Origin of the sequence: Streptomyces sp. MnatMP-M17, assembly GCF_900091995.1 — a bacterium.
Lineage (GTDB): Bacteria > Actinomycetota > Actinomycetes > Streptomycetales > Streptomycetaceae > Streptomyces.
In genome coordinates this window covers 1-12,838 of the sequence record NZ_FMDK01000227.1, presented here as the reverse complement: position 1 = coordinate 12,838, position 12,838 = coordinate 1, and the positions used below count along the sequence as shown (strand labels likewise).

General features: G+C 68.2%; 10 protein-coding genes. 6 read left to right on the top strand and 4 right to left on the bottom strand.

All coding sequences use genetic code 11. The features are described 5' to 3' along the window. Nucleotides 1-1,525: helicase-related protein (locus tag GA0115259_RS11090; protein WP_093594488.1), on the top strand; the 1,525-nt coding region annotated here is incomplete at its 5' end. Between the two features lie 171 nt (nucleotides 1,526-1,696). Beyond that, entirely contained in the window at nucleotides 1,697-2,677 is a 981-nt protein-coding gene (locus GA0115259_RS11085) for an LLM class F420-dependent oxidoreductase (RefSeq protein WP_093594485.1), read from the top strand. A 45-nt stretch (nucleotides 2,678-2,722) separates the two neighbouring features. Here the strand turns inward: GA0115259_RS11085 and GA0115259_RS11080 are convergent, their stop codons facing one another. The 4 genes from GA0115259_RS11080 to GA0115259_RS41145 all read right to left on the bottom strand — a co-directional run bounded on the left by GA0115259_RS11080 (nucleotide 2,723) and on the right by GA0115259_RS41145 (nucleotide 6,908). Continuing rightward, nucleotides 2,723-3,217, bottom strand: coding sequence for a MarR family winged helix-turn-helix transcriptional regulator (locus GA0115259_RS11080; protein ID WP_093594482.1), 495 nt, complete (start codon nucleotides 3,215-3,217; stop codon nucleotides 2,723-2,725). A gap of 259 nt (nucleotides 3,218-3,476) precedes the next feature. Next, a complete protein-coding gene (locus GA0115259_RS11075; protein WP_093594479.1) occupies nucleotides 3,477-4,679 on the bottom strand; it encodes a cytochrome P450 in 1,203 nt (400 codons plus the stop codon). A gap of 125 nt (nucleotides 4,680-4,804) precedes the next feature. After that, entirely contained in the window at nucleotides 4,805-5,995 is a 1,191-nt protein-coding gene (locus GA0115259_RS11070) for an acyltransferase family protein (RefSeq protein ID WP_093594476.1), read from the bottom strand. Between the two features lie 211 nt (nucleotides 5,996-6,206). Continuing rightward, nucleotides 6,207-6,908, bottom strand: a complete 702-nt coding sequence (locus GA0115259_RS41145) for a helix-turn-helix transcriptional regulator (protein WP_093594473.1) — start codon at nucleotides 6,906-6,908, stop codon at nucleotides 6,207-6,209. A gap of 404 nt (nucleotides 6,909-7,312) precedes the next feature. On the opposite strand from GA0115259_RS41145, the gene hutH reads away from it, so the two are divergent. From hutH to GA0115259_RS11045, 4 genes are all read left to right on the top strand, one after another. Further along, nucleotides 7,313-8,929, top strand: coding sequence for an HAL/PAL/TAL family ammonia-lyase (gene hutH, locus GA0115259_RS11060; RefSeq protein ID WP_202449887.1), 1,617 nt, complete (start codon nucleotides 7,313-7,315; stop codon nucleotides 8,927-8,929). Nucleotides 8,930-8,936: 7 nt separating this feature from the next. Next, the gene (locus GA0115259_RS11055; protein WP_093594467.1) at nucleotides 8,937-10,385 is read left to right on the top strand and encodes a phenylacetate--CoA ligase family protein; all 1,449 of its coding nucleotides are present in this window, start codon (nucleotides 8,937-8,939) and stop codon (nucleotides 10,383-10,385) included. A gap of 23 nt (nucleotides 10,386-10,408) precedes the next feature. Continuing rightward, the gene (gene asnB / locus GA0115259_RS11050; RefSeq protein WP_093594464.1) at nucleotides 10,409-12,250 is read left to right on the top strand and encodes an asparagine synthase (glutamine-hydrolyzing); all 1,842 of its coding nucleotides are present in this window, start codon (nucleotides 10,409-10,411) and stop codon (nucleotides 12,248-12,250) included. Next, nucleotides 12,247-12,838: S-adenosylmethionine synthetase N-terminal domain-containing protein (locus tag GA0115259_RS11045; RefSeq protein WP_305129369.1), on the top strand; the 592-nt coding region annotated here is incomplete at its 3' end. The genes asnB and GA0115259_RS11045, both read left to right, overlap by 4 nt.

The following is a 12,838-nucleotide window of genomic DNA, read 5'->3' as shown; positions in this document are numbered from 1 at the left end:
CAGCCGCAACGGTCAGGTCGTCGCCCCTGGAGTGCACCTGCCGGCTGCCGGCGGCAGCGGAATCGGCGACAAAGCGAGTCCTGAGCCGTCCAGCAGGCCTGCGGGCGAAGTGGAACTCGACTACGTCGGCTCCCTCGACAACGCGGCCAAACTCATCGCGGCGCTGCACAGGGGAGAGAAGCGGCTTGTCTTCTGCGACTCGCGCCGCCAGGTCGAGGAGTTGGGCGCGGCGCTCCGCGCGCGCGAGGTGACTGTCTTCCTCTCCCACGCCTCGCTCTCCGTCGATGAACGCACCCGTTCCGAGCAGGCGTTCGCCGAGGCCCGCGACTGTGTCATCGTCTCCACGTCAACCCTCGAGCTCGGCATTGACGTCGGTGACCTGGACCGCGTCATCCAGATCGACTCACCGGCCTCCGTCGCCTCGTTCCTGCAGCGCATCGGCCGTACCGGCCGGCGTCCCGGGACTGTGCGGAACTGTCTGTTCCTCACCACCCGCAAGGACACACTGCTGCAGGCGTCGGGCCTGTTGCTGCTGTGGTCGCGGGGCTGGGTGGAACCGGTCGTCCCCCCGCCAGGGCCGCGTCACCTGGTGGCCCAGCAACTGCTTGCCGTCACCCTGCAACAGCACAAGCTCGGCGACCAGTTGTGGGACCGGCAGTGGAACGGCCTCGCCCCCTTCGACAAGTCGGCTGCCCCCATCCTGCGCTTCCTCACCGAGGAGGGCTTCCTCGACAGCGACGGTGGGATGCTCTTCGTCGGCCCCGAGGCGGAACGCCGCTTCGGTAAAAGGCACTTCATCGAACTCACCGCCTCTTTTACCGCACCTCCGCAGTTCACCGTCCTGTCCGGACGCACGGAGATCGGCCGCACCGACCCGAGCGTGCTCACGGAGGAACGCCCCGGCCCCAGGCGGTTGCTGCTCGGTGGACGCAGTTGGCAGGTCACGTACATCGACTGGCTGCGCAAACGCGTCTTCGTCGAGCCGGCCGACGGCGGCGGAATCGCCAAGTGGATGAACGGCGGCGTCGCCGGACTGTCGTACGCCCTGACGCGTGCCATGCGCGAGGTGCTGCTTGGCACGGCCCCGCCGGTCTCCCTCACCCGGCGTGCGGAGGCGTGCCTGGCCGAACAGCGCGAAAGCGACGCACCTGACACCGTTCACCCGGGCGGCACGTTGATCACGCGCGTCGGCTCCGATGTCCGTTGGTGGACCTGGGCCGGCTACCGCGCCAACGCCACGCTGGCGGCCACCCTCCAGTCGGTCACCGACCCCCTGCAACGGCCCACCGACAGCTGGTTGCGCCTGTGCGAGAACCTCACCCCGGCCGCCTGGCGTGTGGCCCGTGAGAACGTCGGCGAGAACCTCGTCCTGCCCGACGTGGACCGCCGGGCCGTACGCGGCCTGAAGTTCTCCGCCGCTCTCCCGGAACGCCTCGCCGTAGCCACGGTGGCGGCCCGCTTGGCCGACTTCGAGAGCGCCCGCTCGGTGCTCGGCGAGTCGGCGCGATTTCAGTACGACGGCTGAATCGTGTGTGCCCGCTCCCGCCCTTCGAGAGTGCCGGAGGCCGGCGGTGGGTGTTGACATGGTCGCGGCGCGGTCATTAGTTTGGTGATTGGCGAACAATCGAAATGTTGTCAACTCGGCTGTGGTGCAGGCGACTTGGCCGGTCGGTGGGGGCGTGAGGAGGAGTGAGGATTGGACCGCTACGGGGTGACCATTCCGCTCAACACCGTTCCGCTGTCCGCGCATCGGCGGATTGTCGAGGAGTTGCCCGATCTCGGGTATACGGATGCCTGGACCGGTGAGGCCGGGGCGTATGACGGGTTTACGCCCATCACGCTGGCCGCCGCGTGGTCGCGGTCGCTCAGGGTGGGGACCGGTGTGGTGCCGGTGCAGACGCGTGGGCCGGCGCTGTTGGCGATGACGGTGGCGACGCTGGCGGAGGCGGCTCCTGGGCGGGTTGTGGTGGGCGTCGGGTCGTCCGGGCCGCCGTTTGTCACCCGTATCAACGGCATTCCCTTCGAGCATCCCTACCGCAGGGTCCGCGACACCGTGCGCTTTCTCAAGGCGGCGCTGGCGGGCGAGTATGTGATGGGCGACTTCGACTCGTTCAGCATCGAGGGCTTCCGGCTCACGTCCGTTCCGCGTCCTGCACCGCCCGTCATGGTCGGCGCGCTGCGTCCGCAGATGCTGCGGCTCGCGGGCAGCGAGGCCGACGGGCTCGTCACCAATTTTCTCGCCGCCGACGATGTTCCACGTGTGGTGGAGGCGATGGGCCCCGAGGGCAAGGCGAAGGAAGTGGTGGCACGGATCTTCGTCTGTCCCACCAGGGACCGCGACTACGCCCGGGCCCAGGGACGGGCGATGCTGGGCTCCATCCTCAACGCCCGGACCTACTCCGCGTTCCACGACTGGCTCGGGCGGAGCGATGTGCTGGCGGCGTCCCATCGGGCATGGGCAGCCGGTGACTTCCGGGGAGCCGGCGCGGCGGTGCCGGACCGGCTGGTGGACGAACTGCTCGTACACGGCAGTCCCGAGGAGTGCCGCGCACACGTGGCACGCTATGTCGAGGCGGGCGTGGTCACACCGCTGCTCGCCGTGATTCCCGCGCCGGAGTTCGGCGCCGGACCGGACGGCATGCTGAGCGCGCTGCGTGCTCTGGCGCCTGTCTGCTGAGCCCGCGGGCCGGCCCGTCCGCGATCTCGCCCGCCCGCTCGCCGACTACTTCACTTCCAGGATCTTGGTGACCAGGCGGGCCAGCGTCTTGCGCTCCGCCGGCGTGAGGGCCTGGAAGGCGCGGTCCAGCAGCCGGGGCACTCCGCTCTCGACCTTGGCCAGCGACAGGAGCCCGTCGGGCGTCAGCGTGATGGCGTTGGCCCGGCGGTCCTTGGGATGCCGTTCCCGGCGTACCAGGCCCGAGTCCTCCAGTCCGTCGATGCAGCCGACCATTACGCTCCGGTCGATGCGGAGCTGCTCGCTCAGCTCCTGCTGTGAACAGGGCCCCACATCGCTGAGCATCTTGAGGACCAGATGCTGGCCCGCCGAGATGCTGTAACCGGTGAGTTCGGCATCGACGGCGCGGGCCACGACCGTGGTGGCCCGGCACAGGGCGACGTCCGGACGGCTCATGGCGAGCGTGGCGAAGTACCGCTGACGTGCGCTGTCGTCCGCGGCTCTGCTCGGTGAGGCGCGCCGGGTTCGCGGGGGGTTGGTCATCCGGACTCCCTTGTGCGGCACATCCTGAGCGGCACTTCCCTGCCTCGCCATGGGCGGCCTCGCCATAAGAGGTGCCAAGAATGTCTCTCGAAGTACATTTGTTAGAAGTTACTCTAACGCGCGCATGGCCGGAATCGGCTCGCGGGGTTCCGCCCTTTCCGTCCGGGACCTCTGCGGAAGGTGCCGGCCCAGAGTTCGCGCCACTGGGCCGGCACCTCGGTCTTCGGTCTGTGGTCCGTGATCAGTCAGCCGGACGCCGTCACCACTCCACCGGCAGGGACCTGGGACGCAGCGTCAGCAGACCGCCGAGCCACTCCACCTGCTCCGCCGGTACGGCCAGCCGCAGCGAGGGAAGCCGCTTCGCCAACGTACCGAAAGCCGCCTGGAGTTCCACCCGGGCGACACCGGCGCCCGGGCAGTAGTGGTGACCGTGCCCGAAGGCGAGGTGGGCGGCGTCCGTGCGGGCGAGGTCCAGTGTCTCCGGCTCGGACACCCGCCTGCTGTCGCGCCCGGCCGCGTGCATCACCGGGATCACGCCTTCGCCCTTGGCCACATGCGTGCCGGCCAGGTCGAGATCCTCCGTGGCGATCCGCATGAAGCCGATCTCGGACGGAGGCGCGTAGCGCAGCAGCTCCTCGGTGGCGCCCGGGAGCAGATCGGGATCGTCGACGAGCCGGCGCCACTGCTCGGGATGGCGGAGCAGCTGGTACAGCGCCCGCGAGATGGCGCTCACGGTGGTGTCATGGCCGGCGACGAGCAGGTTGATGCCGAGCCAGGTCAGTTCACGCTCGTTCAGCCGGTCGTTGTCGTCATGGGCCGTGATGAGCGTACTGAGCAGATCCTCACCCGGTTCCTCGCGGTGCTGGGCGATCAGTCCCGCCACATACGCGGCCGACTCCTCGCGCGCGGCCAGACGCTCCTCGGGCGTGTGCGCCGTGATGCTGACCAGCCGGTCCGTCCATGTCTGGAGCTTCGCCCGGTCCTCCACAGGCGCGCCGACCATCTCGCAGATCACCCAGACGGGCAGCACGGCGGCGAAGTCGTGGTGCAGATCGGCCGGGCGAGGTCCGGCCGTGAGCTGGTCGATCAGCTCATGGGCAATCTCCTCGATCCTGGCCCGCCAGAGCTCCGCCTTACGCGGTGTGAACGCGGGAGAGATGAGCCTGCGCAGCCGGGAGTGGTCGGAGCCCTCCTGGTTGAGCAGGTTGTAGGGATTGTCGGAGAAGTCCTCGCCCTTGACCGTACGGACCGCTCCCGGCTCGCGCAGCGCGGCGCGGGAGAGCCGCCGGTCGGACATCGCGGCCATCACCTCGTCGTAGCCGGTGACCATCAGAGCGGTGTCGCCGCTGGGCAGTTGGACGCGGGTCACCGGGCACTTGGAGCGCAGCTCGGAGTACTCCTCCGGCGGTTCGCCGAGCGGTCCCAGAGGAAGCGGATAGTGAGGAAGCGAGACATCAGACATGCTGTCGGTTCCCTTTCAGGCGGTACGGGAGGATGCGGCTTCGGGCGGTACGAGGCGGTACGAGGCGCGGTGCGGAGGCGGTACGGGACGACGCGGCCTCGGGCGGTACGGAAACGGTCCCGACCTCAGGCGGTACGGGAGGGCTCAGGTGGTACGGGAGGCGCCGCGGGCGCCCGCCCGCCGTCCTCCGCGGGCGGTGGTGGCGCGGAGGCGCGTCTCTTTCCGGCGAGCAGACGCATGGCAGGGCGTTCGACCGCCCTGTGCAGCGCCCAGGACAGCAGCAGGGACAGGGCGAAGGCCGCCGCCAGCAGACCGAACACCGCCGGAGTCGACCAGGTGCGGCCCTCGCCGAGCAGCCGGTGCGTGTGCTGGAGCAGCAGCCGGTGTACGAGATAGAAGGCGAAGGACCACTCCCCGAGGCGGACGGCCACGGGATGGGCGAGCACCGAGCCCGCTCCACGGATCTCACGCTGGGCGACCGCCGCGATGAGCAGTCCGAGCGGTACGACCGTCACGCTGGTCAGTCCGTACAGAAACGGAAGCCGGAGCGAGACCGCGTAGGCGACGAGAACGAGCACGGCCGCCGGCAGCACACGTACCGGGACGGTGCGCCCGGCGAGCAGCATACGGGCCAGGAATATTCCGAAGGCGAACTCCAGCAGCCGGCCCACCGGGAGCACGTATACGAACCAGAACTGCCATACGGAGCCGGATCCGAACGGCAGCGGCGGGGAGTCGGGCAGCAGCCCGGACAGCAGTGGCAGCACGGGCACCAGGAGCGCCGTGCATGTCGCCCACACCCACAGGCGTTCGGCCCTGATACGGCGCACGGCGCGCAGCAGCAGCGGGAAGAGGAGATAGAAGAAGAGCTCGCAGGACAGCGACCAGCTCACATCGTTGAGGCTGGAGAACACATCGCGGTCCGGGAACCAGGTGTGGATCAGAAGCAGGTTGGGAAGAGCCTGCCGCAGCTCCGCCGGCGCGCCTGCCGTGGCCACCAGTACGAGAGCGGCGCCCCAGGTGACGATGTGCAGCGGATAGATCTTGGCGGCCCGCCGTCGCCAGAAACCGGTCGTGGTGTCACGGGGACGGGCCGACCAGGTCAGGACGAAGCCGCTGAGGACGAAGAAGAAACTCACGCCCAGCCAGCCGGCGTTTTTTACCGCGTCGGCGTAGAACGCGCCGACACCGGCGTCGGCGAACGGTGCTTCCAGTGAGGCGTGGAAGGCGAAGACGAACAGAACGGCGACGAAGCGCAGACCGGTGAGTGACGGGAGTCGGGAGAGGCCTGTCGGCCGGCGCGGATCCGTGGTCATGGAGATGCTCCGGATCTGGGAAAATAGAAGGATCTGGGAAACTAGAAATCCAGCATTCTAAGGTTCGCCAAGTTTCGAACTATATGCCGAAGTGGCGAGCCTCGCAAGGGAGTCGGCATCGGCGTGCGTGGCGGACAAGAGTGTCCGGCCCGGCCCGATCGGCTGAGGGCGTGGTCGGGCGCCCTCAGCCGACCGAGGCTCTACCGTGGCTTCAAGCGGCCTTCCGCGCCGTCTGATATGCGTGGGCGACGGCCTGGAGACGGTTCTTCATCCCGAGTTTGTGAAGGATGTTGGAGACATGGAACTTCACGGTCTTCTGGCTCAGTGAACAGGCCTCGGCGATTTCCGCGTTGGACCTTCCCGCCGTCACATGCGAGAAGACCTCCCTTTCGCGGATGGTGAGCCGGTCTATCGGCGAGGGCGTTCCGGGAGTGAAGAAAGGAAGGTGCGGCAGTATTCCGTCGATGATTTGAACCGCGATTCCATGCGGCAGAAACACTTCTTCCCGCGCGGTCGAGCACACGGCGTCCAGCAGGTCGTCGAGCGAGGCGTCATGGCAGACAAAGGCGCGTACGCCCGACCGCAGATACGCGACGATGCGCTCGATGCTCGGATCCTGCATCACCAGTACGACGCCGGCCGGTCGCTCGCGGGCGGTCGAACTGCGCGGTCGGCTGGCCGCGGCGGCGATGGCGGCGGCGGGCGGTAACGAGGGCACGTCCTCCATCAGCAGGACGTCGGCCTGGGCTCCCGATTCCCTTCGCTCCGAGTCGAGTTGGGCCAGTGTGACGACCTTCACTCCCGGTGTGGCGCGCAGGGCCGCGGCGATTCCGGCCGACAGGATTGAAGGGCCTCTGGGGGCGGCTACGCGTATCGGGGTGCCTGTCCTGTCGTCGGTGTCACAGTCGATCATTGGTTTCCCCCTGTGGGTAGCTTTGCGGTGCCGCTGCTCGTGGTTACGGCCAGGGGTACTCAAGGGCGCGGTCGCGAGGGCGGCAGCGGGCAGATGCTAACGTGCGAACTGTCTTGAGTTCAATGATTTTAAGGCAGACATAACTCTGTAACGTGCCCGCCTTCTGATTTCCTTGACGCGTAGTCACCCGGCAGTCGGCCGACGGCGGCGGGCGGCCGAGCACGGCCGGAGAGTGGCCGTCCCGCAAGCGGAAGCACCGCGGACGACCGGAACGCGTGCCGGAAGGCGTGGTTCCTTCCTGGTCTTCGGTCCAGGCACAAACTGGCCGGTGGGCCGAAGCCCGGGACGTGGTGAATCACAGAGGCTGGATGGATGCCGAATCGATTTCCGTCGGAGTTGCCCCTGTGAACGCACAGACCAACGACGTAAGGATCGAGCTCAACGGTCGATCCCTCACGCTTCACGAAGTCGTACGCCTCGCTCGCCCGGCCCAGGAGGGCCCGACGCCCACGGTCGTACTCCACCCGGAAGCCGTGGCCGCCGCGGAGCGCAGTGTCCGGCTGCGCGACCGTCTGATCGCCGAACGGAAGCCCATCTACGGTGTGACCACGGGCTTCGGAGACAGTGTCACCAACCAGATAAGTCCCGAGCGCGCCGCTCATCTGCAACGGAATCTGATTCGCTATCACCTCAACGGCGTCGGTCCCGACGCCGAGGCCGATGTGATCCGTGCGACGCTGCTCATCCGGGCCAACGCGCTGGCCCGTGGAAATTCCGGAATTCGTCCTCTGGTGATCGAGCGGCTTCTCCAGCACCTGGCCGCGGACATTCTGCCGCGCGTTCCCGAACGCGGTTCCCTGGGAGCCAGCGGAGATCTGGTGCCGCTCTGCTATGTGGCCTCCGTACTGCTCGGCGAAGGCGACGCCTACTTCGGAAAGAAGATCGTGCCCGCCTCCGAGGCCCAGCGGGAAATGGGCATCCTGCCCACGGTCCTGGAGGCCAAAGAAGGACTGGCGCTGATCAATGGAACATCGTTCACCACGGCATTCGCCGTGCTCGCCGCGCATGACGCGGCGAGCATCGCCCAAGCGGCCGAAATCGTCACCGCGTTCATCGGCGAGGCCCTTCTGGGCAACGCGTCGCACTACGCTGATTTCGTACATGAGGCCAAGCCGCATCCGGGACAGCTCGCGTCGGCCGCGGAACTGCGGCGGATGACCGCGGATTCCGGGCTCTCCACCACGTACGAGGAAATCCTCGGCGCGACGGATCCGCTCCAGGACGACCACCGCGAACTGGAACAGCGTATTCAGGAGCACTATTCGCTGCGCTGCGCACCGCATGTGATCGGAGTGCTCCGCGACACGCTCACCTGGGTCGGCCAGTGGCTGACCACCGAGGTCAACGCCTCCACGGACAATCCGCTGTTCTCCGTGGACGAGGAACGGGTGCACCACGGCGGGAACTTCTACGCCGGCCATGTCGCCCAGGCGATGGACAGCCTCAAGGTCGCCACCGCCGGCGTGGCCGACCTCCTGGACCGGCAGCTCGCCCTCGTCGTGGATCCCAAGTTCAACGCCGGGCTGCCCGCCAATCTCGTACCGCCCTCGCTGAGCGCCGAGGCGGGACTGCACCACGGATTCAAGGGCATGCAGATCGCCGCTTCGGCGGTGACCGCGGAGGCGCTCAAGACGGCCGCGCCCGCGAGCGTCTTCTCCCGCTCCACCGAGGCCCACAACCAGGACAAGGTGAGCATGGGCACCATCGCGGCGCGCGACGCCCGCACCGTCAACGAGCTCACGGGCCAGGTCGCGGCGATCGCTCTGCTCGCCGGCGCCCAGGCCATCGACCTCAGAGGCCGCGAGAACGCCGCTCCCTCGGTACGGCGGATCCATGAACTCATCCGCTCCCGGGTGCCGTTCACCGACGGCGACCGGCGTATGGAGGCGGACATCGCCACCGTCCGCGAGCTCATCCTCGACGGCAGCCTGGCCCGCGCGGCCGGCTCTCCAACCGACTAGGACACCGATGTTGCTGCTGCGTGACACCCGAACGGAACAGACACTGCTCGGCACGGCCCGGGCCCACACCGACCTCGTCCGCGACAGCCACGCGGGCGCGTCCGCTCCCGCCGCCCTGGGCCGGAAGTTCGCGGCCACCGTACAGGCCGCGCTCGACTCGGGACTGTACGAGCGCGACACCCTGACTGGACTGGCGGAGAAGGCGGCGCAGTCGGCGCGGACGGCGCCCGAGACCGTCGTCGCGGACCTCCTGCCTCGGCTCCCGTTCCTGCCCAAGCAGAGTCTGAGCGCCGCCGGCCACCAGGCGTTCACCCGAGGACTCTCGGAGTTCCTGCACTACTACGAGTCGTCCGGGACGACGGGCAATCCGGTGGCCGCGCCGAAGGCCCTGGACGACCTGATCGTGAACACGATCAATATCGGCGAGCAGTGGGCCCGTATCCTCGACCGGTCCGACCGGGCGCTCATCCTGATCAACGCGCCCTTCGCGCCGGCGGCCTACCAGTTCGAGAAGGTCCTCGAATACCTCCAGGTGATGTCGCTGCGGCCGTGGGTCGACAACATCACCGGCGACTACACCCGGGTGCTGCGGCTCACGCGCGAGCTCGGAGTCACCGTCTTCGTGGGACCGCCGTCCCGGCTCCTGGAGATGGTCCAGTTCGCCTACCGCAACGACGAGCCGGTCCCGGCCTTCGACAAGCTCCTGCTGATGGCCGAGCAGACCGGGCCCGGATTCATCAGGCATCTGGAGCGGCTCACCGGTGCCACCGCGTATGTCGCCGCGTACGGTTCCTCGGAGACCGGCACCACCGCCGTCACCTGCGAGCAGGGAAACCTCCATCTCCAGACGCAGAGTTATGTGCTGGAACTGACCGACGACTCCGGCACACGCTTCATCGACGGGAGTCCCGACCGCGGTGAACTCGTCGTCACCACGCTCGACATGCAGGCCCGGCCGCTGCTGCGCTACCGCACCGGAGACCTGGTCGAGATACCGGGAACGCCCTGTTCCTGCGGAGTGGCCACACCGCTGCTGCGTACGCTCGGACGCTCCCAGGACCTGATCGTCCTGGAGGGCAACGGCATCCGGCAGAACGACTTCGAGGCCGGCCTCTGGCCAGAGGAGCACAGCGGCCCGACGGTCCTGAACTACATGCTGGTGATCCGTGACAAGGCCATCGTGTGCCTGGCGACCACCGATGTACCGGTCGGGGAGGACTGGACACATACGACCGCCGAGCGCATCGGCGGGCTGTTCCCGGGCTACGACCTGGCACTGCGCCCGGTGGAGAAGCTGCCGCCGCTCGCCTCCCTCGGCCAGTACCTGGGCTGGAAGCTATCGCGCGTCCTCGACCTCAACGACGCGCGCAACTGGGACCGGCTGCCCGCGCCGATCCGCAGCGTGGTCGAGACGACGCTCGCCGAGTACGCGTCCACCTCCACCTCTGAGCACTGACGAGAACTGAGGAGTTCACGAGTATGTGCGGCATAGCAGGCTGGCTGGACTGGGAGCGCGACATGACCGGTCCCGATCACGTCCGTACGGTCTCCCGGATGGCCGAGACGCTCGCGCTGCGCGGCCCTGACGACGCCGGAGTGTGGAGCGCGCCTCGTATCGGCCTCGGACACCGCAGGCTCGCCGTGATCGACGTGGACCACGGGCAGCAGCCCATGGTCGCGCACGGCCAGGACGACGGCCGGGAGCTCGCGGTGGTCTCCTTCAGCGGCGAGATCCACAATTTCCGTCAGTTGCGAGGCGAGCTGACCGCCAAGGGCCATCGCTTCCGTACCGGCACGGACACGGAGGTGCTGCTGGCCGCGTACCGCGAATGGGGCGAGGAGAGCGTCGGCCGGTTCGCCGGAATGTTCGCCTACGCGCTCTGGGACATCGCGCGGCAGACGCTGTTCCTGGCCCGCGATCCGCTGGGCGTGAAGCCTCTCTACTACGCGGAGCACTCCTCGGGCGTGATCTTCGGATCCGAGCCCAAGGCACTCTTCGCGAGCGGGCGGATCGCCCCGGAGGTCGACGCCGAGGGCCTGGTGGATGTGTTCACGGTGGCGGCGAAGCGCCCTGGTGACGCCGTCTTCCGCACCATGCGTGAGGTGAAGCCGGGCCATGTCGTCCGCTTCGACCGGCAGGGCACCAGCGTCCATCAGTACTGGCGGCTGCGCAGCGCGCCGCACGAGGACGACATCCCGACGACGGTCGGCCGGGTACGGGAGCTGCTCGGCCGCGCGGTCGCCGAACAGACCGAGGCCGATGTGCCGTTGGGCGCCCTGCTCTCCGGCGGGATCGACTCCAGTGCCATCACGGCCCTGGGCGCGGGTACGCTCTCCGCGGCGGGCGTCGATCCGCTGGCCACCTACTCGGTCGACTTCGCGGACAGCGAGGAGGAGTTCACCGCCGACGCGCTGCATGTCTCGCGGGACGCGCCGTTCGTCCAGGCGGTGGTCGGACATCTCGGCACCAAGCACACCGAAGTCCTGGTGGAGCCCGCCTCGCTGCTCCAGGAGTCCAGGACCACCTTGCGGGCCCGCGACATTCCCGGCGTGGGCGACCTCGACGTATCGCTGTATCTGCTCTTCCGCGAGGTACGCAGACATCTCACGGTCGCCCTCTCCGGCGAGGGCGCCGACGACGCGTTCGGCGGCTACCCGTGGTTCCTCGGCGAGTCCCGGCAGCCGACGGACAGCTTTCCCTGGTCGGCCGGGATCCAGGACCGCAACGCCGTGCTCTCGGCGGAGCTGCGCCGGAGTCTCGATCTGCACGAGCGGCTCGACGTCCGCTACCGGGAGGCCCTGGACGAGGTGCCTCATCTCGACGGCGAGAGCGGCACGGACCGGCGTATGCGCGAGGTGTACTACCTCCAGCACACCCGCTTCCTGCCGTTCCTCCTCGACCGCAAGGACCGGATGAGCATGGCCAACGGCCTGGAGGTCCGCGTCCCGTTCTGCGACCACCGGCTGGTCGACTACGTATGGAACGTGCCGTGGCAGGTCAAACGCCTCGGCGACCAGGAGAAGGGCCTGCTGCGCAGCGCCGTCGAGGATCTGCTGCCCGCCGAGGTCGTCCACCGTCCCAAGAGCGGTTTTCCCGTCGGCAAGGGCTCCGAGTATCTGGACTCCGTCCGCGCCGCGGTGTCCGACATGATCGGTAACTCCGGCTCGCCCGCCATGGAGCTCCTCGACACCGCGACGCTGCGCGGCATGGTCGAGAACAAGGACTGGTTCAACGGCGCGTTCACACCGCCGCCCATCCTGCCCAGGGCACTTCAACTCGACAGCTGGCTGCGTGACTACAAGGTACGGGTGGTCCTGTGACACGGCGTCTGTTCACCTCGGAGTCGGTGACCGAAGGACATCCTGACAAGATCGCCGACCAGATCAGCGACACCATTCTCGACGCGCTGCTGCGGGAGGATCCGCACGCCCGCGTCGCCGTGGAGACGCTGATCACCACCGGACTGGTGCATGTGGCCGGTGAGGTCACGACCACGGCGTACGCGCCGATCGCGCGGCTGGTCCGGGACAAGATCCTGGAGATCGGTTACGACTCCTCGAAGAAGGGCTTCGACGGTGCCTCGTGCGGTGTCTCGGTGTCCATCGGCGCGCAGTCGCCGGACATCGCCCAGGGCGTCGACACGGCGTACGAGAAGCGTGTCGAGAGTGCCGCCGCAGGTGAAGAAGCCGCAGGTGAGGAAGGGAACGAGCTGGACAGGCAGGGCGCGGGCGACCAGGGCCTGATGTTCGGCTACGCGACGGACGAGACGCCTGAGCTGATGCCGCTGCCGATCCATCTCGCGCACCGGCTCTCGCGCCGTCTGTCCGAGGTACGCAAGAAGGGGACCGTCCCGTATCTGCGCCCGGACGGCAAGACCCAGGTCACCATCGAGTACGACGGCGACAAGG

Bases quoted from the DNA above. Each gene is read 5' to 3' on its own strand.
- GA0115259_RS11075 (WP_093594479.1), bottom strand. From the start codon at position 4,679: ATGTCTGATGTCTCGCTTCCTCACTATCCGCTTCCTCTGGGACCGCTC.
- GA0115259_RS41145 (WP_093594473.1), bottom strand. From the start codon at position 6,908: ATGATCGACTGTGACACCGACGACAGGACAGGCACCCCGATACGCGTA.
- asnB (WP_093594464.1), top strand. From the start codon at position 10,409: ATGTGCGGCATAGCAGGCTGGCTGGACTGGGAGCGCGACATGACCGGT.
- GA0115259_RS11080 (WP_093594482.1), bottom strand. From the start codon at position 3,217: ATGACCAACCCCCCGCGAACCCGGCGCGCCTCACCGAGCAGAGCCGCG.
- GA0115259_RS11055 (WP_093594467.1), top strand. From the start codon at position 8,937: ATGTTGCTGCTGCGTGACACCCGAACGGAACAGACACTGCTCGGCACG.
- GA0115259_RS11070 (WP_093594476.1), bottom strand. From the start codon at position 5,995: ATGACCACGGATCCGCGCCGGCCGACAGGCCTCTCCCGACTCCCGTCA.